A 20,334-nucleotide genomic window follows, 5' to 3' on the forward strand; every position below is an offset into this window, starting at 1 on the left:
CTTTCTAGGTCAGGCGGTCCACCTTGCGCAGCGTTGGGAACTTCCATGCCCATAACGCCGCCACCGCCAGTGTCCCCAAACCGCCGATCACCACCGCCGGAACCGTGCCGAACAAGGCGGCGGTGACGCCCGATTCGAATTCGCCCAATTCGTTGCTGGCACCGATGAACACGAAGTTCACCGCCGAGACGCGGCCGCGCATTTCGTCCGGGGTCCGGGCCTGGACCAGGGTCTGGCGTACCACCACGCTGATCATGTCGGCGCCTCCCAGGACGGTCAGCGCCCCCAACGACAGCCAGAAACTGGAGGACAGCCCAAAAGCGACGGTGGCCAGACCGAACACCCCGACGGCCAGGAACATGCGCGCTCCCGCCTGACGCTCCAGCGGATGGTGGGCCAGCCACAGCGCCATCAGCGCCGCGCCGACCGCCGGCGCGCTGCGCAACAGGCCCAGCCCCATGGGGCCGACATGCAAGATGTCGCGGGCGAAGATGGGCAACAGCGCGGTGGCCCCACCCAACAGCACCGCGAACAGGTCCAGGGACACCGCGCCCAGGATGTCCTTGCGCGTCCACACATAACGGATACCGGCCAGCAACCCCGTAAGACCGGGCTCGGTGATCGCGTGCACCACCAGCCGCACCTTGAGGCGCGACACCGCCAGGGCGGCCAGCGCCATCATGGTCGCGGCGGTGGCGTAGACGGTGGTCACGCCGAACACGTAAAGAAATCCGCCCAGCGCCGGGCCGGCGATCACCGCCGTCTGGAAGGCGCTGGAGGTCCAGGCCACCGCGCGGGGAAACAACTCGGTCGGCACCAGATGTGGCACCAGTGACTGGCTGGCCGGCTGGATGAAGGCGCGGGTGGCACCCATCACCGCCAACACCGCCAGCAATGCCTCGAGCGGCGGCGCGGTCATCAGCGACAATGCCAGCAACGCGCCCAGGCTGACGGTTTCCAGCATCAGGCAGACCAGCAGCACCCGGCGACGGTCGAAGCGGTCGGCCACATGACCGGCCGGCAAGGCGGAAAGCAGGGCCGGAACGAACTGCACCAGTCCGACCATGCCCAGATGCAGCGGGTCGCCGGTCAGGTCATAGACCTGCCAGCCGACGGCGACGCTGACCATCTGAAGGGCCAGGGTCGACAGGAAGCGGGTGCCCAGATACGAGCGGAAGTCGGAAAGGGCCAGGACGGCGCGGGCGGATGGGTCGGTCATGGCTGGGACCATAGGGCCGCCACTTGATCGAAGACAAGGTGCGGCGGCGCATGGCGGTCCAGCCTGGACGCATGAACAAGCTCGCCATTTTGGCCGGTATGGCCGTCCTGTCCCTGTCCGCCCTGGCCGGTGGTGGCGCCATTGTCGTCGGCACCTTGCAATGGCTGGGGGCGGTGGCGCCCTTCAGCCCCCATTGGCCGCCGCAATCCCTGGTGGTCGGCGGCCTGTTCCTGGGAACGCCGGTGGCGGCGGTCGGTTGGGGGCTGGTGTGGTTGGGGCGCTGGCTGGCGGAAAACGCTTAGCTTTCCACCGCCAGCCGGGCCAGGGCGACGGCGCCGTCGCGGCTTTTGGCGCCACAGACGAAGCGGGCGGGATGGCAGAAGGTGGCGTCCGCCACTCCGGTCAGGCGCGCCAGGTCGTCGTCGCGCAATCCGCCCCAGGCGGCGGGCAGGGGGTGACGCTGGGCGAAGGACGTGCGCTCGGGCGGCACGGCGCTGACCGTCCATTGCTTGCCCGCCGGGCGCACCACGTACAGTACTTGGGTCAGGTTCAGATCGAACACCGCGTCCTCCCACGGCACGCGGGTCTCCAGCACGACGACACGCGGGTCGGGGGTCACGGCGGCGGCCTGGGCCACTGTTTCTTCGGCCAATACGGCGGCCAGGGCGCGGGCCACCGCGCGGGACAGCACGCGGCCGGCCAGATGCGCCGCTTCGGCGAAAGCCGCGTTCTCGTCGGAATCGGGTTCGGCGAAGCTGGGGTTGAACGCCTCCAGCACGGTCGAGAAATGGCCGGGCGTCGGCGTCATGGCGCCGTTATCCATCAGATCGACATCGCGGATCAGGCCGCAATCCAGCATGGCGGCGACACGTCCGGCCTCGGTGTCGCTGACGGTGGGGAAGAGGGCGCGCACCGCGCGCACGCCGTAGTCGCGCCACACCAGCCCGGCCGAACTGAACGGTTCGCCATTGGGGCGCAACGGCTTGTCGCGCATGTGGTGGTCGTAGCGGCCCTCGGCCGGATCGCAGCTGCCGCCCACGTCGAACACCACGTCGGCGCGGTCGAGAATTTCGAGGTCGCGGGTCCGCACCAGTTCGATGCCGTCGCCCAAGGCAGCGCGCAAGATGGCGTAAGCGAAGCAGTCGTCGGCGTGGAAAGTGCCGTTGTGGGTGGCGACGACGGTCATGAACGAACTCCTTCAGGCCAGGAACAGGCCATAGGCCGGGTTGGCGCCTTCATCCCAATAGGCGTAACCAAGGGCGTCGATACAGGCGTGGAACTGGTCGCGCTCGGCCTCGGGCACCTGGATGCCGACCAGGACGCGGCCGTAATCGGCGCCATGGTTGCGGTAGTGGAACAGCGAAATGTTCCAGTCGGGCCGCAATCCGTCAAGAAAGGCCAGCAACGCGCCGGGCCGTTCCGGGAACTGGAAGCGATAGACCAACTCGTCGGCCAGATGGGCGGCGCGGCCGCCCACCATGTAGCGGACATGCAGTTTGGCCACCTCGTTGTCGGTCATGTCGATGACATTGTGGCCGGCATCGCGCAGCAGGGCGATGATCTGCTGTTTCTCGCGGTCGCCGCCCGCCAGCTTGACGCCGACGAAGATCTGGGCCGGATGGCCGGCGGCGTAGCGGTAGTTGAACTCGGTGATGGCCCGCCCGCCCAACAGCCGGATGAAGGTGCGATAGCTGCCCGGCACTTCCGGGATGGTGACACCCAACAGCGCCTCGGCCCGTTCGCCGATCTCGGCCCGTTCGGCGACGTGGCGCAGCCGGTCGAAGTTGACGTTGGCCCCCGACGCCACCGCGACCAGGGGACCGCTGGGGGCTTGTCCATCCTCCACATGACGGCGTAACCCGGCCAGCGACAGCGCGCCGGCCGGTTCGGCGATGGCGCGGGTGTCGTCGAAGATGTCCTTGATGGCGGCGCAGATTTCGTCGGTGGTGACGGTGACGATGCCGTCCAGGTGGTCGCGGCACAACGCGAAGGTCAGCTCGCCCACCCGGCGCACGGCGACACCGTCGGCGAAGATGCCGACGCGCTCCAGTTCCACCGGCCGTCCGGCGGCGATGGCGGCCTGCATGCTGGCGGCATCTTCGGGCTCGACGCCGTAGACCTTGATGTCGGGGCGCAGGAACTTGACGTAGGCCGCCACGCCGGCCGCCAACCCGCCGCCGCCGATGGGGAGGTAGATGGCGCCGATGTCGCCGGGGCACTGGCGCAGCAATTCCATGCCGATGGTGCCTTGGCCGGCGATCACCGCGGCGTCGTCGAAGGGATGGACGAACACCAGCCCGTCGCGGGCGGCCAAGTCCTCGGCGTGGGCGCGGGCGGCGTCGAAGGTGTCGCCGAACAACACCACCTCGCCGCCCAGGCGGGCGACCGAGCGGCTTTTGATGCTGGGTGTGGTGGTCGGCATGACGATCACCGCGCGGATGCCCAGCCGTGCCGCCGACAACGCCACGCCTTGGGCGTGGTTGCCGGCCGAGGCGCAGATGACGCCGCAAGCCCGTTCTTCCGGGGTCAGGCTTCTGATACGGTTGTGGGCGCCGCGAATCTTGAACGAGAACACCGGTTGCAGGTCTTCACGCTTGAGCAGGACGTCACGGTTCAGCCGCGCCGACACCTGCGTCATGCGGTCCAGCGGCGTTTCCACCGCCACCTCGTACACCGCCGAGGTGAGAATGGCGCGCACCATGTCCTGAAGATCCCGCGCCGCCATGGTTTGCCCCTTCGTTCGATGGTCGTCGGCACGGTATGGCCGCTTGGGCGGCGAAAAGCAACCGGCGGCGTGACGGCCGGGCGCGTTGCGGGGGCGGGCACGGAGCATATGTCTGCGCGCGGGGGTCGAATGGTGTCGTTCGAACCACCCATTCCGACGACAGCTTTTCGACCCATTCGAAGCGTGGTATAGGTCGGCCATGGACATTCGGCGACCCGCATGGCGGCGCATGCTGCTTCGTGCCCTGGTCCGGCGGCGAAAGCATCGCCGGCTGGTGGCGGCGGGGCTGGTCGCCTGCGGCCTGGGGGGGCGTCTGAGCATCGTCGGCAACCGCCTGATGGTGAACAAGGGGGGAGTGTTCGGGGTGCTGGCCACCATGCTGGGGTTCGAGGGCGCGTTCATGGAACGCGCGTTGCGCATCAGCCAGATCTCGGCCATCGAGATCGACAAGCCGGCGTTGTTCCTGCGTTACATGCGCATCACCTATCCCGGCGCCCCGCACCAGAGCGGCAACAACCTGCACGACATGATGGCCGAGAACGCCATCTTGATGAGTCTGTTCGACAACCGGCCGTTCTATCGCGTCATGGCCCGCATCGAAGCCCTTATGGACGCCGACGACTGACGCGGTCGAACCTTTTCGCAGGAGCGCATTCGTGACACCCCGCATCCGCGCATTGATCATCGTCGCTGGCGCCGCCGTCCTGGGGGCCGCCGGCTGGTGGGCCGTCCGCCCGGACGAGACCGAGGAGGCGCTGGCCGAGGCCCGGTCACGCCTTGTCTCCTGGCAGGAACAGGGCGGCGCCTGGTTGAACGAGGTGCGCGGCAAGGGCGCGGCCTTGCTGGACTCCGCCCGCGAGGCGGTGGGACTTGAGCCGGCGGCGTCCGAGAACGCCCAGGCCGAGGTGCCGCCGCCGGTTCCGGTGGTGCGCCATGTGGTGTGGGCGACCGCCGAGGGGCAATTGCTGCGCGCCGAGGTGTCGGGGACAGTGCACGAGGAATTCGTCGCCGCCCTGCGCCACAGCCAGTCCGAGGATCTGAACCGTCTGGCGCGGCTGGCGGAAAAGCGTTTCCGCCAAGAGGCCGAGCCGTTGGTGGCCGAGGTTGCGGGGCGTGTTCCCGCTTTCATGAAGGAAGCCCTGGGCGGATCGGTGCAGTATGCCGCCGTCTCGGAAACCTTTGGCGCGCTGCAAGGCGGCATGGAGCCGGCGGCGTTGAAGCAGAAGGCCCGCGACCTGGCGGCCGAGAAGCTGGAGGTTCTGTACCGGGAACGGGTGTTGCGGCCCGACGCCACGGTGCCGGCGCTGATGGGGGTGTCGGGACGGGTGATCGCCGACGTGCGCACCGACCTGATCCGCTCGTGCGACCGTTATGACGACGCCTTCCGTTCGTTCCTGCGCGCCAATGTCAAGCAGGCCCAGGCGTTGTCGCCCGATGGCCGTTGGGTGGACGTGTCCTGGGACGGGGCCAAGGCGGGGTTCCGGTCGCTGTGCCATACCTTGCGGGTGGCGGGCGTGGCTGCGTCGTGGTTCGATGAGGCGGTGATGCGGACGGTGTCCCAGCCATCCATGACCGCCCACGAGGTGCTGGCCGAGATGGCGCGGCCGGCGGCCGAGGTGGCCGAGCGCATGATGACTTCCTATGACGGCGCCTTCACCGCCCTGGCCGGGCGCGGCATGCCCGAGGCGCTGTCGCGTTTCGCGGCGACGGCCTGGACCTATGGCGCGTCGTCGCCGGACATGTTCAAGCATGTTCTCGGCTTCGATCTGCCGCCGGATCTGCGCGAGAAGGTCGAGCCGGCCCTGACGGAGGCCACCCGTTCCGGTCTGCTGGACGTGGTCGGCGCGCTCAATGCCGCCCTGGTCACCTTCGTCGACGGCGAACTGGCCAGCATGGCCTCGGGGGTGACGGCGCGGGTGGACGGAAGCTGGAGCCGCAATTGATGTCTTCCGCTCCGGCGTTCGCTGCGTTCAAGGCCTGGGCCAGAACCAAGGCGGCGATCCGCCTGACCAGCCTGGGGTTGGTGGGGTTGGCGGTCGCGGCCGGGGCGTCGGTCTGGCCCAAGCTGTCCCCGCCCGAGGATTCCGTCGCCATGGCGCCGGCCTTCGACCGTTCCTGGAGCTTTCCGCAATCGTCGCCGGCCTTCACGCTGGACGAACAGCTGTTTTCCCACCAATGCGGGCGCTTGCTGTCCGGGGACGATGGCCGGCTGTTGCTGGCGCCCTATGCCGAACCGTCCTGTCAGGCGGCGGCGGCCGAGGCGACGGCGGTGGTCTATGGCGCCGACATCCGCCTGTTGTGGGCGCTGTTGACCGAGGCCGAACGGGGCGAGATTTCCGCGACCTTCCGCGAGACGGCGTTCTGGCTGCGCCATTCCCTGCAATCGTCCATGACCGAACCGTTCTTCGAACGCGAGTATCGCCCGCTGATCAGCGAGATCCTGCGTTCGGCCATGGAGCGGACGTTGCAGCGTCCCGCGGTGCGCGAGGCGTTGCAAAAGGGCGTCGCTTCGGTCGATCCTCAGGTACTTGACGCGGTCATCGACGGCATCGTGCCGGTGGCGATGGAAAAGATCGAGGCCAATTTGTGGGGCAATCTCAAGGCTTTGGCCGGCGGGTTGTTCGGCGGTTCCGATCGGTCCTCGACCTTGGGCCAGGTGATGGTCGAGGTGGCCGCCGACCCCAGGGTGCGTGACCACCTGCATGCCACGCTGCCGCGCTTGATGGCCAGTCCCGGATTGGCCGACGCCGCCGTTCTGGCGGCTTCCGAATTCGTCGGCGTGCTGGTCGAGGACCCGCGTGTCGGACAATTGGTGCAACGGCTGATGACCGATCGCCGGATCGCCGTTGCCGGCGGGCTGGGACGCGCCGCCATGCCCCAGGGCTTGCCGCGCAAGCTGCTCAAGCTGCGCACCCCCGCCGACCACAACCCGCTGTCGGCCTATGTGGTGCGCTTGGTCATGCATGGGCGCTCCGGCAACGTGGTGTTGCTGTTGCGTCCCGAACAATACGCCCGATTGTCGCCCCAGGCCGGTCCGGGCGTCGTGCTTAGCCGGATCGGCACGCCATGAACGCCGCCCACATGATCACCGTCGCCAACCTGTCCATCACCACGCCGACCGGCCGGGTCCTGGTCCGGGACGCCAATTTCGGCCTGTCTCCCGGCGAGGTCGTGGTGCTGGTCGGCCCTAGCGGGTCGGGAAAGTCATCGATCATCAATGCCCTGTCGGGCCTGTTGATGGCCGACGACGCCCATTGGACCCTGGCCGGGCAGGTGCACCTTGCCGGCCGCGACTACGACCTGTCGCGGGAACCGTGCAACATCGGCGGGCTGGTGTTCCAGAACAACGCCCTGTTCGACGATCTTTCGGCCGGCGCCAACGCCCGCATCACCGCCGACCACACCGGCAAGGTCGATCCGATGCTGGTGGACCTGATCGCGCAATTGCTGCACGACGTCGATCCCAACCTGCCGGTGTCGTCGTGCAGCGGCGGCCAGCGCCAGCGCATCGCCATCGCCCGCACCTTGCTGGCCAACCGCGACGTGCTGTTGTTCGACGAACCCAATTCCGGGCTGGACAAGGTGGCGGCCCGCCGGCTGGTGCAGTTGATTCGCCAGATGTGCCACCAGATGGGCAAGCCGGCGCTGATCGTCGCCCACCATGTGGACGACCTGTTGCCGCTGGCCGACCGGGTGTTCTATCTGGATTCCACCCGTCGCCGTCTGCGCGAATTGCCGCCGGACGCCGCCGCCTTGGACGCCGCCCTTGTGGGCGAGAGTTCGGCCGCGGCCGAGGACGGCGGCGGCGAACCGGTCGCCGCGTCCCAGGCATGGCGGATCAAGCCGCGCACCCGCTGGCGCTGGATGCTGCATTATTTGGCTGAATATTTCTGGATATTGTGCGCCTCGCCCCTGCTGCTGGGCTATGTGATGCTGGGCGCCGGCATCGTCGGTTTCGTGTCGGTGTGGTTCGGTTTCAACTATGACGCGCTGGGCGACTTCGTCCGTTCCATCGTTCACGACGACGCCTTGATGGGGATTGGCTTCATCGAGATGACGGTGGTTATCCCGCTCATCGCCAGCCTGTTGATGGTGGCGTGCAACAACGCGGTGGTCACCGCCGACCTGGGCAACCGGGTGCTGTCGTCGCAATTCCGGGCCATGAGCAACCTGGGCATTCCCGCCCGCCGTTACATCTATGTGGCGGTGGCGGTCAACATGGCCCTTGCCGGGCTGTTGCTGACCGTTCTGTCCGAGGTGGTCGCCAGCTTCGCCTCGTACCAGACGTGGCGCCTGATTTTCGCCGGACAGCCGTTCGAGTTGTGGATGGAGAACTTCTATCGAGAGTTTCTTCGCAACCATCATACGTTGTGGATACATGGGGGCTGGACGTTGTTCAAGGTCATAGCCACCTCAACCGTTGCGACGGTGACGGCGCTGCTGATCGGCGCGCGCCGTAAAGAATCCGTCATTTCCATCAACCATGCCATCGCCCGTTCCATTGTGATCGGGGCTTCGGCAACTTTAACGATTCATGCCCTGGTAGCCGTGTTGCAATTCTAGCGGCGCTAATTTAACCTGCGGTACGAAAGTTATCTCCGTTTCCCATTTTAATTGGCTGAACTAAGGGGGCCTAGGCCGTGGAAACCGTGGTTGAAAATAGCGGCGAGGCCGCAGTTCCGGAAAAAAAATCCCGCAGCAAGTCCCTGCCGTCGGTTGACGCCGAGCAGGTGGCCAGTGCGGAAGTGAACACCGAGGCGGCGCAGCCGTTGGTGGAGGAACCCGTGGCGGAGGCCGCGCCTGAGGTCGAGGTCTCTTCCGAGGCTGCGGCCCTTCAGGCCCAACTCGCCAAGGCCGTCCAGACCGCCCGCATCGGCCTTGGCGTCGCCGCCGTGGCGCTGGTGCTGGCCGTGACCTCGCCGTGGTGGGGACCGCGGACCGTCGACAACGAGCTTTCGACCCGTCAGACGGTGGTCTTGGCCGCTGCCCAGGTGAAGACCCTGGCTGCCCAGGACGCGCCGTTCGCCGAACAGTTCGCGTTGATCAGCCGCGCTTTGCCGGCCGACAAGGCGACCAAGGGTGTCGTCGCCACCATCGCCCCGCTGGCCCAGGCCGGCGTGCCGACCCTGGCCGCGCTCCAGGAAAGCTTCAAGGGCACCGCCGACCGCGTCCTGGTTGGCCAGATGGTGGGCAAGGACGACGAATCCTGGGTGAGCTGGAGCCTGCACAAGGTGGCAGCCCTGGTCCGCGTCGAAACCGTGACCAGCACTGTCGCCACCCCGCCGGCCGACGTGCAGATCGTGCACGACGCCAACATCGCCCTGGACGAAGGCAATCTGGCGCTTGCGGTCGAGCACCTGTCCCAGTTGGAAGGCAACGCCGCCGACGAGGTTCAGGGCTGGGTCGCCGACGCCAAGAACCGTGTCGCCCTGGACGAAGCCGTGACCAAGCTGGGCACCCTGGCGGAAAGCCGTTCGAAGCGTTCGGCTTGGCTGTGGTTCCGCTGATCCGTTAGGGTCTTCGTGATGACGGAAGGGCTCCGGCCAGCCGGAGCCCTTCGCGTGCCCTTTCTCCGCCACTGACGAAGTGCAGTTCATCATGTCGGATCACAGTATCAAGAACGCATACCGCCGTTATGCGGGCGTTTATGACCGCCTGTTCGGCAGCGTGTTCGCCGAGGGGCGCCGCAAGGCGGTGGAACTGGGAACGGCCGAGCCGGGCGCCAGGATTCTGGAAGTCGGTGTGGGCACTGGCCTGTCCTTGCCGGAATACGGCAACGGCGCCGAGGTTTACGGTATCGACCTGTCCGAGCCCATGCTGCAAAAAGCCCGCGAGCGGGTCGAGCGCGAGGGGCTGGAACACGTCAAGGGCCTGTGCGTGATGAACGCCGAAGCCACCAGCTTCGCCGATGCCAGTTTCGACACCGTTGTCGCCATGTATGTGGTGTCCGTGGTCGGTAACCCGGCCCGCATGTTCCGCGAGATGGCGCGCATCTGCAAACCGGGCGGCAACATCGTGGTGGTCAACCACTTCGCCTCGTCGCATTGGGCGCTTGATGCGGTCGAACGGGCGTTCGCTCCCATCTCCAACCTGATCGGCTTCCGTCCCGATTATTCCATGGATGAGATGCTGGAAGACGCCCGCCTGACGCTGGTTTCCGCCGAGCGGGTGAACTGGTTCGGCTATTGGCACCTGGCGCATTTCCACAATGTTCCGGTGCAAAGCACAGCACCTCAGGCGCAACTGGGGGGCGCCTATCTGGGGGGCCGGCTGGAAGCCGACCCGGAACACGCCTGAGGCGGGGGGATGACCACCTTCGGCTCCACCGTGCTGGAGGTGGCGAGTGCCGCCGGCCTGTTGGCGTTACCCATCCTGGTCTATCGCGCGGTCACCAACCTGTTGCACCATGCGGCCTCGCCCGAGGTCTATCAGGTTCCGATCATCACCATCCTGTCGCGCCTTGCCGGTATTCTGTGGGCCGGTTTGGCGCTGACGGGGGGATTGGGTGAACGTGCCTTCCGACTGTCGGAAATCTTCATCCCGCAAAGCATGTGGGAAATTCCCGTCACCGAATTCCTGATCAGCCGGGGCAATTTGTGGTCCTATCCCATGGGCGACATCCTGGCCTGGGCCACGACTGGCGATCAGCCCTGGGCGTTGGCCTCGGTGGCGGTCATGGTTTTTGCCGCCGTTGGCGCGGTTGTGCTGTGTTTGCGCATGTTCTCGCGGCCCCACCACCGGTTCCAGGCGCTGCTGATCTGTAGCATGACGATGGTGTTGTTCGCCTGGCAGTCGGTCTATCTGGTGACCTTGACGCTATGGCTGATCCATCGCGCCAATTTCTGGTCGCTGGCGATCATCGCCCTTTACATCCAGTACCGCCGTTCCCGCCATCCGTGAGGATGGGGATCAGCGTCCGGTCTCGGCGATGGATTGCCGCAGGCTGGCGCGAAACGACAGGTTTTGCGGTTGCGCCTTGGTGGAACTCTTGCTCAGGCGCGGCCAGTTTCCGGCCTCGGTCCGATAGGACACGTCCCGCAGGTTGGCGGGGTGGCGGCGGTGGATCTGAATGGTTTCGTCGGGTGCCGGCACCTCGGACCGCTCCTTGAGATGGGTGTAAAGCGGTTCCATGGCTTGGCCGACGGCACAGAACGACACGAAGACCACGGTCAACAGGCCGGTCATATAGATGACGCGGTTGGTGGGTGGCAAGCCGCCGCCGGCGATCACGCTCAAGATTTCGTCGCCACCGAAGGCGCCAGCGACGATGGTTCCGGCGGTTCCGGTGATCAGGCAACCGACGCTGGCCCGAACCTGTTCCGGCAAGGGGGCGACCGCCGGGGCCGCGCGTTGCGCGGTCTGGGTCGGCAACGACGTGCGCGCCATTTGTACGTGATAGGCGACGGGCTGGATTGTCGCGGTCGAGCGCGGAATTTCGGCCATGGCGACGTTGGACGCCAGGACCGATGCCACCGCGACGAGAGCGCTGGTTCGCGACCCCATGTTCACCTGCGTGCTTCCCCCAAAGGAAATGTATGGTACAAAGAAACCCGTCTCTCATGCAACTTGCATGGCGTGTTTGCGACCGGACAAAAGGGGTAGTGGGGTGTCGCCGAACTGGCCTCGCCGACTGATTGCCTGTGGGCTCGTGGCCTGTGTGGCCTGGATGGGCTTGCCGGTTTCCGCCAATTCCTCCGGTTTCCGCGACGAAATGCGGCGCGCGGTCGAGGAAGCCGAGCGCGAACTGGAACCGGCGGCGCCTCAATCGGCGACGTCCCAGGCTCAGCCGCCGCAATCTCAACCGCCGCAATCTCAGCCGATGGAAACCCGGCCGGCGGCGGTGCCGCAGCCGCAGCCCGCGCCGGTGATCGTCCATAAACCCGTGCCGTCCTCCCAGGCCGTGGCGCCCAAGTCAGCAGAGCCGGCGCCAGGGAAATTGCTGCCGTCTCCGCTGTTGCAGCCGGCGGTGGTCGAACCCGAGGCGGCTGAGGTCGAGCCGGTAGCGGTTCTGAACGATCCCATCGAGATGATCAATCGCGGCATCATGGCTTTCAACGTCGCCGCCATGAAATACGTGTTCGATCCCCTGGTGAACTTCTATCGCCGCAATGTTTCGGTGTCGGGCCAGCGTGCCGTGGTCAACGTGTTCCGCAACCTGCGTGAACCGGTGAACATCGCGGCCGGAATCATGCAATGGGAGTGGGGTGACGTCCAACTGGTGGTGTCGCGTTTCGTGGTCAACACCACGCTGGGCATCGCCGGCATGGTCGATCAGGCCAGCGTTCTGGGTTTCCACAGCCGGATACGCACCGTGGATCAGGCGCTGTGCCGGTGGGGCATTCCCAGCGGCCCCTATGTGATGTTGCCGTTTCTGGGGCCGTCGACGTTGCGCGACACCGTGGCGCGGGGCGGTGTCCTGACGGCCCAGGCGCTGGTGGTCGGGGTATGGGTCATCCCCTATCGCGTCGCCGATTATCTGGCGCAATATTCGGTGACCCGCGACACCTGGGAGGCCCTGATGCTGGACCAGCCGGACGGATACGAGCGGTTGCGCGGCGTCTACCAGCTTTATTCCGAAATTCCCTGCTCGGCCCGCAACGCGGCCGATAACGGCCTGTTCTTTCAATAGCGCGGCATCATGGCGGTTCCGGTTTCCTTCAGTTTTCCCAATCTGATCCTGCGCTGGCTGGCGGCGGCGTTTCTGGTGTTCGCCGTCTATAACCCCAGCGGCCATTCCTATTATCACTGGCTGGTGGACATGTCGGACGACCGCTGGTCGTTGAAGGCCCTGGCCGGCGTGTCCCTGGTGATCGCAGTCGCCACCTTCGGTTATGCCACCTTGCGCTCGATCGGCGTGTCGGGGGTGTTGTCGGCGGTGATCTTCTTCGGGGTGGTGATCTGGGCCATGGTCGACAACGGCCTGCTTGACGGCCTCAGTGGTTGGGCGTGGGTGACCATCGTGCTGGGGGTGGTGGCCAGCATCCTGGCCATCGGCGTGTCGTGGTCGCACATCCGCGCCCGCCTGTCGGGACAGGCGGATTCCAACGACGTGACGCTGTAGTCCTTAAGTCCGGGTAGCCCTTAAGTCCGGTCGTGCCGGTGGTTCAGGCCACCGGGTCCGGCTTGGGGATGCGGTTGTACCAGCGGCGCATGCCGATCAGGTTGCGCCGGACCTTCAGCCCGTCGCCATCGACGATGCGCTTGACCTGCTTGCGGGCGGTTTCCTCGTCCACGGCGTCGTTGGTCAGGCGGCGATAGAACGTCACCGCCTTCCTGAAGTTCTTCTTCGAGACCTTCTTGCCGTTGGTCAGGTAGTCGATGAAGGTCCGGGTCGGGCGTTCGGCCAGACTTTCCAGCGCGACACCTTCGCGCGTGGCCACCGCCATCAGGGTTCCCTGCGCCAGATCCAGGTCCAGGCCGAAATCATTGATGCCGGAGCGCAGCAGCCGCGCCTCGACCGGAAGGGTGATGGCCTTTTCGTTGGCGACGTGAAGACGGACATAATCCGCAAAACGCTTGGCTCGGGACCGGCTTTCGCTATCATCCATCGAGTGAGCTCTCTCCCAGGAGCTTAAACCTGCGTTGTAGGTGCCAGGGCCGCATCGTCGGCGGACATGTCCGCCTAGGTGGATCAGGCGCGGGAATCATACAGCGCTCTGTTGATAAAGCAAGGAGCTACAACCATGGCACAGCGACCAACCCTGCGGTTTCTCCGCCGTGTCGCCCTGGTTGTGGCGGTGGCCGGGTGGCCGGTGGCCGGCGCAACGGCGTGGGCCGCCGAGATGACCTTGGTCGCCACCGCGTCCATGGCGCCTTATGGTGCTGTTCTGGCCGAACGGTTGCGCCAGCGCATGCCCGATCCGCCGGTCATCGCCGCCACCGACAATGTCGCGGTTGCGGTCGAGCGGTTCTGCGTCCGTGGCGCCGGGGTGGACGGGCTGTTGCTGCACCGGGCGCTCAACCGGCGCGAGCGCCAACATTGCACCGACGTCGGCGTCGAACCCGTCGCCCTGGCGCTGGGGGTCGAGGCGGCGGTGGTGGCGGTGCCGCAAGGAAGCGTTCTGTCGCGGATGACGTTGGACGCATTGTTCGCGGTGGCGATCCGCGAGGTCTCGGTCGAAGGCCGCAACCGGATCAACACGGTCGGCAAATGGCGCGAGGCCGACGCCACCCATCCCGACGAAGCGATGATCTTGATGGTTCCGGCTGACGGTGCGGCACGGGCGCTGTTCGACGACCGCGCCATGCAATCGGCCTGTCGCAAGCTGCCGGGGATGCAGGCCATCTATTCGGCGGCCGAACGCTCGCGGCGCTGCACGGCGTTGCGCCAGGACGGGATCGTGCGTGAATACGACGGCGCCGCCGCTCTCGACCAAGCCTTGGCCGAACCGTCGCCGGGTCTGGTGACGATCATGTCGTCGGCCGCCTTTGCCGCGCGGGCGTCGCGTCTGACCGCCCTGCCGGTCGAAGGGGTGGTGCCGGACGACGACAGCATCAGCGACGAAAGCTATCCACTCAGCCGGCGCGTCTACCTTTATCTGCGCAAGCCCGATTCTCGGCACCAGGGGGCGGCCGACCGGCACCGGCTGGCCATGGTCGCCGACGCCGCCAGCCATGAAGAAGCGGTGGGTCCCGGCGGCGCCTTCGCCGCTGCCGGGCTGGTGCCGTTGCCGTTGGCGGCGCGCGGCGAACAGCGTGCTGCCGTGCTTAAGCGTTTGACGGGGGATTGGCCATGACCATGCGGCGTTTCATCGCGGCAAGCTGCCTGCTGGTGCTTGCCATGTCGCCGATACCGGCGCGGGCAGCCGAAAGCGTCACCTGGACCGCGACCATGTCGGACAAGCTGGCGGCGGTATGGGACGGCACCGCCGCCGCGTTCGGAACGGTGTTCGGCTGGCTTTGGCCGGGCGCCCCCGACCTGCGTGCCATGGATCGGCGCGAGGGGCGGTTTCACGACCTGATCGGGCTGGTGGGGTATGGCATCAAGGGGTTTCAGACCTCTATCGGCCTGATCCCCAGCGCCGGCAGCACCTTCCAACTGGTGCGCGAGATGTCGGATGCCGATTACGAGGAATTCGACCTGCAAATGATCCGCTTCGAGCAGGAAAGCGGCGGGCCGATCGCGCGCTTTCAGCGCATGATCCTGATGGCCCTGGTCGATGCCCAGACCTTGCGCGGCGCATACAAGGTGGACAGGGTCGAATTGTGGGTGTTGCCCTTGCCGCAGGCGACGTTCCATATCTCGCCGGCTCGCACGGTGTTGAGCGAGGAAAACGACGCCCTGTTGCGGGCCATCGAATCGTTGCGCGAGCATTTTCAGTGAAGCCGGCGCGACGCTTTCTTCTTCTCGGGCTTGGGTTGTCGGGGCTGGTGGCTGGCGGTGTCGCCGCCGCCATCGCCCAAGGCGACACCGGTTCCGCGGCGGAGCCTGAACTGTCGACGACGACTGGATTCGTGACGCAGCGTTGCCAGATGCTGCACCACGACCGCCGCCGTCTGGAGATCGAGGCCAGCCGTCTGGCCGACGAGGAACTGACCCCCATCTTCCTGCGTATGGAAGACCGGGTGGATGAATTCGCCGATTGGGCTTTTCGCTGGCGCACGTCCTACGCCTTGCTTCGGCGCAGCGGTGTGGGCGTGCTGTCGGCCTTGGCCCAGGGCGAATCGGTACCGGATCGGCTGCGCGCTGAACGCGACGGCTTTGTCGAGGAGGCGTTTCACCGCACCATCGTCAAGGACGAGGATGCGGCGCTGACGATGGCGGCGGTGCGGTGGCGCGACCGGTTGCGGGCGGCCTGTGACGAAATGGACCGCGAGCACGAGACGGAAGTGGCGCTTTACCTTGGTTTCCCTGTTGTATTAGGACAGTCGCGGGCGCTGGGAAACCTGCCGCCATCGGTCCACGCGCCATCAGCCACCGGCGAAGCCAAGACCTTCGCCATGACCCGCGTGGCGCGGCCCATGCTGGTACGCGTCACCGGCCGTGTTGCGGCGGCCTTCATTCCGGCGTCGCTGGCCCCCGAACTGGTGGGCGGCACCTCGCTTATTCCCGCCGCGCCGGTGACGGTGGCGACCATGCTGAGCATCGACTTCCTGATCAGTCGGCTTGACGCCTGGCACAGCCGCGACGCCTTCGCCGCCGAAATGCGCATGGCCTTGGACGAGGCCCGTGTCCGGCTGCGGGATATCTGGCTGGTCAGCGGCCGCGCCGAAATCGAACATCGTATCCAACAGCGTCGCGATCTTCTGGCCGCCATGGCGGGAGGAGCGGGTTGTGGGGGACCGTTCTAGACCATCGCGCGTCAAATATGGCGCACGATGGCCTAGCTTTATGTTTAGCCCTCGCCGGGCGCGGGCATCCGCCCGCTTGGCCGCAGCCGCAATGGCCGCTGATCGTGGCGTGCGTCAGGTTCGACGCTCGCCGCTCTAGCCGGTTCCGTTCGCACGGAACCGGCTCAGGCTGAGGAAGATTCCCCCCAAGACTGCTCAAAACTGAAAATAGATAAACGGCCGGCTGCCCTCGACAAGGGTCAAGGCCAGCAGCGTGACCGCCGCCAACGCCATTTGGCGGACGATGTAGCTCGGTCCTGCCGTTTCAGGGCGGGCCAGACGGTCGGTGTCCAGCAGGAAGGTAACAAGCGCGGCGATTGTCAGCAAAAGCCAACCCGTTCCGGCGACCACCGGCGAAGCACTGCCGCTCCCCATGACCACGGCCGTCACAAGATGGCCGAAAGAGGTCAGGTCGAGGGCAAACAGCGGCCATCCTAAGGTGACCAGCGCGAAGGTGAGCGCCTGTGCCGCCACGGCGGGCAGCCGGTCCCACAAATTGCGGGTCGCGCTGTAGGTCAGGACCAGAAAGCCGTGGTACACACCCCAGACAATGAAGTTCCAGCCAGCCCCGTGCCATAATCCGCAGGCGGCGAAGACGATGATGATGTTGCGGGTGTAATGAGCGTTCCCGCCCAGCGGCACATACAGGTAGTCCCGGATCCAGAACGACAGGGTCATGTGCCAGCGACGCCAGAACTCCTTGGGATTACGTGAAAGATAGGGGCGGTCGAAGTTCCGCGGGAGCGGCACGCCGAACGCCATGCCCAATCCCATGGCCATCATGGAATAGCCGTAGAAGTCGAAATAAATATGAAAGCTGTAGCCGAGCATGGCGTAAGCCGCGGCCAGCCGGTCCAAGTCGCCAACCTTCTGGAGCAGGGGATCAACGAAGGACATCAGCGGATCGGCCAGCAACAGTTTGGCGCCCATGCCAACTGCGAACATGGCCGTTCCTCCCCAAACAGTCTCGCTTGTGCTGACGAAGGCCGGCAATTTGGCGATGTTTTCCCCAACCTGCCGAAAGCGGGTGATGGGACCGGCGATCAACTGGGGGAAGAAGCCGACATACGTGGCGAAGGTGGCGGGGCTTGGGCGGGTGACGATGTCGCCGCGATAGCGGTCGATAGCGAAGGACGCCAAGTGAAAGACGTAGAAGGAGATGCCCGCCGGAATTCCACCCTTGCCGGACGGCAGGACGTTGGGAAACCCGATGGTGGTGAGCAGGAACGCCGCGTACTTGAAGTACACCAGCACCGCCGCGGGAACCACCAACGCGGCGGCGAGTCTGCGCCCGTTTCCCTGAGCCTTGGGCGAGTTGGATATTATGTAAACCCAGGCGATGCAGCCGATCAGGATGCCAAGTTGCTTGTCGCCGGCGGAAATGTCGTAAAAAAGCAGCGACAACACCGTGACGATGGGCAGCCTCCACCGCCGGAGCGGCCGCCAGAAAAACAGCAAGGCGGACAGCGGCAGGAACAGCAGCAGGAACGGGGGGGAGTTGAAAAGCATTCAGCCCTCACGGAGTGGAGAGGTGCGCGCGGACCAACTCGGCGACCCAGCGGCCGAGCAAGCGGGGAGGGGCATGTGTGGCATCAGGCCAATGGCCCTCGGTGTCGGAGCCTTCGATCATTGGGGCCGGGCGGCAATCCAACCCGCGGCTGCGGCAACCGTCCATCAATCGTTGACGCTGGCGTGCCATCTCTTCGGGCAGGCGAGAATTCAGTTCGGTGGTGATGGCGGGGTAAAGAGGGCTTTCGTAAATCACCACGGCGGTACCGGTCGCCTGGATTCCGGCCAAGACGTCCAGATCGTGTTCCAGCAGCGGGTAGCGATCCTCGTATATCGGCCAGGGGCGAGCCGCGGCACCATCCAGGTCGGCGTGTGGCAAGGATGTCCGGCCTCGACTGCCGTCTGGGCGGAAAAGGTTGCAGCTGGCGTCGTCTCCTGCCGACGGAAAGTAGGCTGAAAGGGTGTTTTTCAGACGGAAAAAGTTAACAAGCCGGGCCAGCGCCCCCACCTCTTCGGTAAAAATGCGCTGACGGAATTTGCGCCAATCCGGCCCGACCACATGCGTTCCGTCGAGAAGTCCTTGAAAATCCTCGGCCAGAAACTTCCAGCGGTCAGGGGGGAGCGGCCATGCATATGGGAGCTGCGCGTAAACCAGGGCGGGGTGGTCGAAAGACAGGATCGCCACTTTCGGGGCCTTGCCGACGCGCGCCACTTGCTCAAGGGCGACGACGCTTTGGCGGAACGATGTTCCGCCATTGGCAAAATTGAAATAACGAATTCCAGGGATGTTTAACTCAGCCTCGCCAACGTCGAGGATACGGCTGTTCCCGAATGTCAGGACGTCGTATTTCGGCTCGGCTCTTACTTGAGCCATCTTGGAGTCGAAGAGAATGTCGCGGCCGAGACAGGACAGGTGAGCAGGATTGGTACTGAACGGCGGCGGAGGCAACATGGCGACGGCGCCAAGAATGGCTAAGCCGAGTATCACCACGGCAACATAGATACGAGGAAACATCTCCCCCCCAGAAAACATTGCTCAGCCCGACCGTGGCTTTGAGCCGCCGGAATATCAAATTGGTCGAGGGGAAACAAGCCGCGAAGTCAGAAGACATCATGGAAATTGGCGGGAAAATCACCCCGTGAAGACGCTAATTAAATGAAGGCGACGCTTGTTGCCCTGAATGCGCAGGTTCATGGCGGTAATTTTGTCCCCAAAAGGCTCCCTCCCCCCCCAAAAGGCTCCCTCCCATTGTCTCGTTATATCCGGGAGCCATTGTGTGGTGCCGCATGGTTCCGAACGGATGCAGGCTGGGGAACGCTTCTGTTCGCTCGGGATGGCGGGGCATGTTTGCTTGCGAGGGGGGCTGTTGCTATAGTTCGCTGGTGTTTGAAGTGGGGGACCCGTCTTGTCCGGTGCTCGTGACCATCACATGGAGAGCAAAGCTTTCCATGGTCTTGAATTGCTGCGTTTCCTGTGTGCGGTAACGATCATCACATGGCATTACCAGCATTTCTTCTGGGTCGATGGGGACATGGCTCCCTGGTTCCAGCGTAGCCTTCAACCTTTCTATACGCTTCTGTGGGGAGCGTATAATTGGGGAAGCTATGCGGTCGAGGTGTTCTGGGGCATCTCGGGCTTCATTTTCTTTTGGAAATACGCGCAACCGGTCCGTAGCGGCCAGGTGGGCGCACGCACCTTTTTCAATCTTCGTTTCTCTCGTCTGTATCCGCTGCATGTGGCGACCTTGGCCATGGTGGTCGTGTTGCAGTGGTGGTATGCCCAAGGGCACCAAGGAACCTTCGTCTACGGCAACCACGACCTGCGGCATTTCGTGCTGCATCTGGCGATGGCTTCCGATTGGGGGCTGGACAAGGGACTGTCCTTCAACGGCCCGGTGTGGAGCGTTTCGGTCGAGGTTCTGGCCTACACGGTCTTTTTCCTGGTTGCCCGCCGCTTTCGCTTCAGCGGGCGGTTGATGGCCGGCCTTATCCTGGGACTGGTCATCGCCAAGATGGCGCTGCCCTGGATCAAGGATCCGGTTCTGTGCCTGCTGTACTTCTTTGTCGGCGGCACGGCCTTTTTGATCGTCACTCGTTCGCCGCGGCACGAAAGGAACCTGTTCCTGGCGACCTTGGCGACCAGTGTGGTTCTGGTGGTGTGGAACTGGAAAACGGACGGCAAGGTTCACACCTTCGTGTGGATATCGATCACCTTGTTCCTGGTCGCCGCCGCCGTTCGGTTGGGGAGGGTGGTGGTCCGGCCTTCGGCCCGGCAGGTGTTCTCGTTCCTGGGCGGGCTGACGTATTCATCCTATTTGCTGCATTTCCCGGTGCAGCTGTTCGCGGTAATCGTCGCCGACCGCTTCGAGGTGCCGCGCGAAACGTTCCTGCATCCCGTCGCCTACCTTGGCTTCATGGGGGCCTGTTTCGGCCTAGCCTCTTTGTCCTACGTCTATTTTGAATATCCCATGCAGCAATTCCTGCGCCGCAAGCTGCGTTCTTCGGCCAGGGCGGCGGCCTTGTCCGAACAAGGCCAGGGGGAACGTTGACT

The 20,334-nt window shown here is 65.2% G+C and carries 21 protein-coding genes; 14 read left to right on the forward strand and 7 right to left on the reverse strand.

Translation table 11 applies throughout. The features are described 5' to 3' along the window. Nucleotides 1–4: 4 nt before the first annotated feature. A complete protein-coding gene (locus tag G4223_RS02735; protein ID WP_163674670.1) occupies nt 5–1,219 on the reverse strand; it encodes an MFS transporter in 1,215 nt (404 codons plus the stop codon). A 23-nt stretch (nt 1,220–1,242) separates the two neighbouring features. Between G4223_RS02735 and G4223_RS02740 the strand changes: the two genes are divergently transcribed. Beyond that, nucleotides 1,243–1,521, forward strand: a complete 279-nt coding sequence (locus tag G4223_RS02740; protein WP_163674672.1) for a hypothetical protein — start codon at nt 1,243–1,245, stop codon at nt 1,519–1,521. Here the strand turns inward: G4223_RS02740 and G4223_RS02745 are convergent. Continuing rightward, entirely contained in the window at nt 1,518–2,405 is an 888-nt protein-coding gene (locus G4223_RS02745) for an MYG1 family protein (RefSeq protein ID WP_163674674.1), read from the reverse strand. The two genes, G4223_RS02740 and G4223_RS02745, sit on opposite strands and share 4 nt — an antisense overlap. A gap of 12 nt (nt 2,406–2,417) precedes the next feature. Then, nucleotides 2,418–3,944, reverse strand: a complete 1,527-nt coding sequence (gene ilvA, locus G4223_RS02750) for a threonine ammonia-lyase, biosynthetic (RefSeq protein WP_163674676.1) — start codon at nt 3,942–3,944, stop codon at nt 2,418–2,420. Nucleotides 3,945–4,173: 229 nt separating this feature from the next. On the opposite strand from ilvA, the gene G4223_RS02755 reads away from it, so the two are divergent. The 7 genes from G4223_RS02755 to G4223_RS02785 all read left to right on the forward strand — a co-directional run bounded on the left by G4223_RS02755 (nt 4,174) and on the right by G4223_RS02785 (nt 10,844). Beyond that, nucleotides 4,174–4,569 (forward strand): hypothetical protein, encoded by a 396-nt coding sequence (locus G4223_RS02755; RefSeq protein ID WP_163674678.1) that lies wholly within the window; start codon nt 4,174–4,176, stop codon nt 4,567–4,569. Nucleotides 4,570–4,600: 31 nt separating this feature from the next. Further along, entirely contained in the window at nt 4,601–5,887 is a 1,287-nt protein-coding gene (locus G4223_RS02760) for a hypothetical protein (protein ID WP_163674680.1), read from the forward strand. Beyond that, complete coding sequence (locus tag G4223_RS02765; protein WP_163674683.1) at nt 5,887–7,014, forward strand: hypothetical protein; 1,128 nt, start codon at nt 5,887–5,889, stop codon at nt 7,012–7,014. The genes G4223_RS02760 and G4223_RS02765 overlap by 1 nt, the downstream gene beginning before the upstream one ends. Continuing rightward, complete coding sequence (locus G4223_RS02770) at nt 7,011–8,507, forward strand: ATP-binding cassette domain-containing protein (protein ID WP_163674686.1); 1,497 nt, start codon at nt 7,011–7,013, stop codon at nt 8,505–8,507. Before G4223_RS02765 ends, G4223_RS02770 begins: the two co-directional genes overlap by 4 nt. A gap of 77 nt (nt 8,508–8,584) precedes the next feature. Further along, nucleotides 8,585–9,451 carry a mitofilin family membrane protein gene (locus G4223_RS20340; RefSeq protein WP_163674688.1) on the forward strand — a complete coding sequence of 289 codons (867 nt, stop codon included), beginning with the start codon at nt 8,585–8,587 and terminating at the stop codon, nt 9,449–9,451. A 91-nt stretch (nt 9,452–9,542) separates the two neighbouring features. Beyond that, the gene (locus G4223_RS02780) at nt 9,543–10,241 is read left to right on the forward strand and encodes a class I SAM-dependent methyltransferase (RefSeq protein ID WP_163674691.1); all 699 of its coding nucleotides are present in this window, start codon (nt 9,543–9,545) and stop codon (nt 10,239–10,241) included. Between the two features lie 9 nt (nt 10,242–10,250). Further along, a complete protein-coding gene (locus G4223_RS02785; RefSeq protein ID WP_163674695.1) occupies nt 10,251–10,844 on the forward strand; it encodes a hypothetical protein in 594 nt (197 codons plus the stop codon). A gap of 9 nt (nt 10,845–10,853) precedes the next feature. Here G4223_RS02785 and G4223_RS02790 read toward each other — a convergent pair whose 3' ends face one another. Further along, on the reverse strand, nt 10,854–11,447 hold the full coding sequence (locus G4223_RS02790) for a hypothetical protein (RefSeq protein WP_163674698.1): 594 nt from the start codon (nt 11,445–11,447) through the stop codon (nt 10,854–10,856). A 103-nt stretch (nt 11,448–11,550) separates the two neighbouring features. On the opposite strand from G4223_RS02790, the gene G4223_RS19850 reads away from it, so the two are divergent. After that, nucleotides 11,551–12,573: an MlaA family lipoprotein gene (locus G4223_RS19850; protein ID WP_163674700.1), complete on the forward strand. Its 1,023-nt coding sequence runs from the start codon at nt 11,551–11,553 to the stop codon at nt 12,571–12,573. Between the two features lie 9 nt (nt 12,574–12,582). Further along, the gene (locus G4223_RS02800; protein WP_163674703.1) at nt 12,583–13,005 is read left to right on the forward strand and encodes a DUF6524 family protein; all 423 of its coding nucleotides are present in this window, start codon (nt 12,583–12,585) and stop codon (nt 13,003–13,005) included. 43 nt (nt 13,006–13,048) lie between these two features. Here G4223_RS02800 and G4223_RS02805 read toward each other — a convergent pair whose 3' ends face one another. Beyond that, nucleotides 13,049–13,492, reverse strand: a complete 444-nt coding sequence (locus G4223_RS02805; RefSeq protein ID WP_163674706.1) for a hypothetical protein — start codon at nt 13,490–13,492, stop codon at nt 13,049–13,051. A 135-nt stretch (nt 13,493–13,627) separates the two neighbouring features. Here G4223_RS02805 and G4223_RS02810 point away from each other — a divergent pair, with 135 nt between their 5' ends. Genes G4223_RS02810 through G4223_RS02820 form a run of 3 tightly spaced genes read left to right on the forward strand, consistent with a single transcriptional unit; the run spans nt 13,628 to nt 16,235 of the window. Beyond that, entirely contained in the window at nt 13,628–14,680 is a 1,053-nt protein-coding gene (locus G4223_RS02810) for a type 2 periplasmic-binding domain-containing protein (RefSeq protein WP_163674709.1), read from the forward strand. Next, entirely contained in the window at nt 14,677–15,267 is a 591-nt protein-coding gene (locus G4223_RS02815) for a hypothetical protein (RefSeq protein WP_163674711.1), read from the forward strand. Before G4223_RS02810 ends, G4223_RS02815 begins: the two co-directional genes overlap by 4 nt. Next, nucleotides 15,264–16,235 (forward strand): hypothetical protein, encoded by a 972-nt coding sequence (locus G4223_RS02820; protein WP_163674713.1) that lies wholly within the window; start codon nt 15,264–15,266, stop codon nt 16,233–16,235. The genes G4223_RS02815 and G4223_RS02820 overlap by 4 nt, the downstream gene beginning before the upstream one ends. Nucleotides 16,236–16,430: 195 nt before the next feature. Here G4223_RS02820 and G4223_RS02825 read toward each other — a convergent pair whose 3' ends face one another. Next, nucleotides 16,431–17,783 (reverse strand): MBOAT family O-acyltransferase, encoded by a 1,353-nt coding sequence (locus G4223_RS02825; protein ID WP_163674716.1) that lies wholly within the window; start codon nt 17,781–17,783, stop codon nt 16,431–16,433. A gap of 7 nt (nt 17,784–17,790) precedes the next feature. Further along, on the reverse strand, nt 17,791–18,798 hold the full coding sequence (locus G4223_RS02830; RefSeq protein WP_163674720.1) for a hypothetical protein: 1,008 nt from the start codon (nt 18,796–18,798) through the stop codon (nt 17,791–17,793). Nucleotides 18,799–19,213: 415 nt separating this feature from the next. Here G4223_RS02830 and G4223_RS02835 point away from each other — a divergent pair, with 415 nt between their 5' ends. Beyond that, the gene (locus G4223_RS02835) at nt 19,214–20,332 is read left to right on the forward strand and encodes an acyltransferase family protein (protein WP_163674722.1); all 1,119 of its coding nucleotides are present in this window, start codon (nt 19,214–19,216) and stop codon (nt 20,330–20,332) included. The last annotated feature ends 2 nt before the right edge of the window (nt 20,333–20,334 follow it).

The sequence above is a fragment of the Magnetospirillum aberrantis SpK genome (assembly GCF_011022235.1).
GTDB lineage: Bacteria > Pseudomonadota > Alphaproteobacteria > Rhodospirillales > Magnetospirillaceae > Magnetospirillum > Magnetospirillum aberrantis.

What these genes read in the sequence shown, in the direction of transcription:
- G4223_RS02735 (WP_163674670.1), bottom strand. Translation starts at nt 1,219, where the DNA reads ATGACCGACCCATCCGCCCGCGCCGTCCTGGCCCTTTCCGACTTCCGC.
- G4223_RS02745 (WP_163674674.1), bottom strand. Translation starts at nt 2,405, where the DNA reads ATGACCGTCGTCGCCACCCACAACGGCACTTTCCACGCCGACGACTGC.
- ilvA (WP_163674676.1), bottom strand. Translation starts at nt 3,944, where the DNA reads ATGGCGGCGCGGGATCTTCAGGACATGGTGCGCGCCATTCTCACCTCG.
- G4223_RS02755 (WP_163674678.1), top strand. Translation starts at nt 4,174, where the DNA reads ATGCTGCTTCGTGCCCTGGTCCGGCGGCGAAAGCATCGCCGGCTGGTG.
- G4223_RS02765 (WP_163674683.1), top strand. Translation starts at nt 5,887, where the DNA reads ATGTCTTCCGCTCCGGCGTTCGCTGCGTTCAAGGCCTGGGCCAGAACC.
- G4223_RS02770 (WP_163674686.1), top strand. Translation starts at nt 7,011, where the DNA reads ATGAACGCCGCCCACATGATCACCGTCGCCAACCTGTCCATCACCACG.
- G4223_RS02780 (WP_163674691.1), top strand. Translation starts at nt 9,543, where the DNA reads ATGTCGGATCACAGTATCAAGAACGCATACCGCCGTTATGCGGGCGTT.
- G4223_RS02785 (WP_163674695.1), top strand. Translation starts at nt 10,251, where the DNA reads ATGACCACCTTCGGCTCCACCGTGCTGGAGGTGGCGAGTGCCGCCGGC.
- G4223_RS02790 (WP_163674698.1), bottom strand. Translation starts at nt 11,447, where the DNA reads ATGGGGTCGCGAACCAGCGCTCTCGTCGCGGTGGCATCGGTCCTGGCG.
- G4223_RS02800 (WP_163674703.1), top strand. Translation starts at nt 12,583, where the DNA reads ATGGCGGTTCCGGTTTCCTTCAGTTTTCCCAATCTGATCCTGCGCTGG.
- G4223_RS02805 (WP_163674706.1), bottom strand. Translation starts at nt 13,492, where the DNA reads ATGGATGATAGCGAAAGCCGGTCCCGAGCCAAGCGTTTTGCGGATTAT.
- G4223_RS02810 (WP_163674709.1), top strand. Translation starts at nt 13,628, where the DNA reads ATGGCACAGCGACCAACCCTGCGGTTTCTCCGCCGTGTCGCCCTGGTT.
- G4223_RS02815 (WP_163674711.1), top strand. Translation starts at nt 14,677, where the DNA reads ATGACCATGCGGCGTTTCATCGCGGCAAGCTGCCTGCTGGTGCTTGCC.
- G4223_RS02825 (WP_163674716.1), bottom strand. Translation starts at nt 17,783, where the DNA reads ATGCTTTTCAACTCCCCCCCGTTCCTGCTGCTGTTCCTGCCGCTGTCC.
- G4223_RS02830 (WP_163674720.1), bottom strand. Translation starts at nt 18,798, where the DNA reads ATGTTTCCTCGTATCTATGTTGCCGTGGTGATACTCGGCTTAGCCATT.
- G4223_RS02835 (WP_163674722.1), top strand. Translation starts at nt 19,214, where the DNA reads ATGGAGAGCAAAGCTTTCCATGGTCTTGAATTGCTGCGTTTCCTGTGT.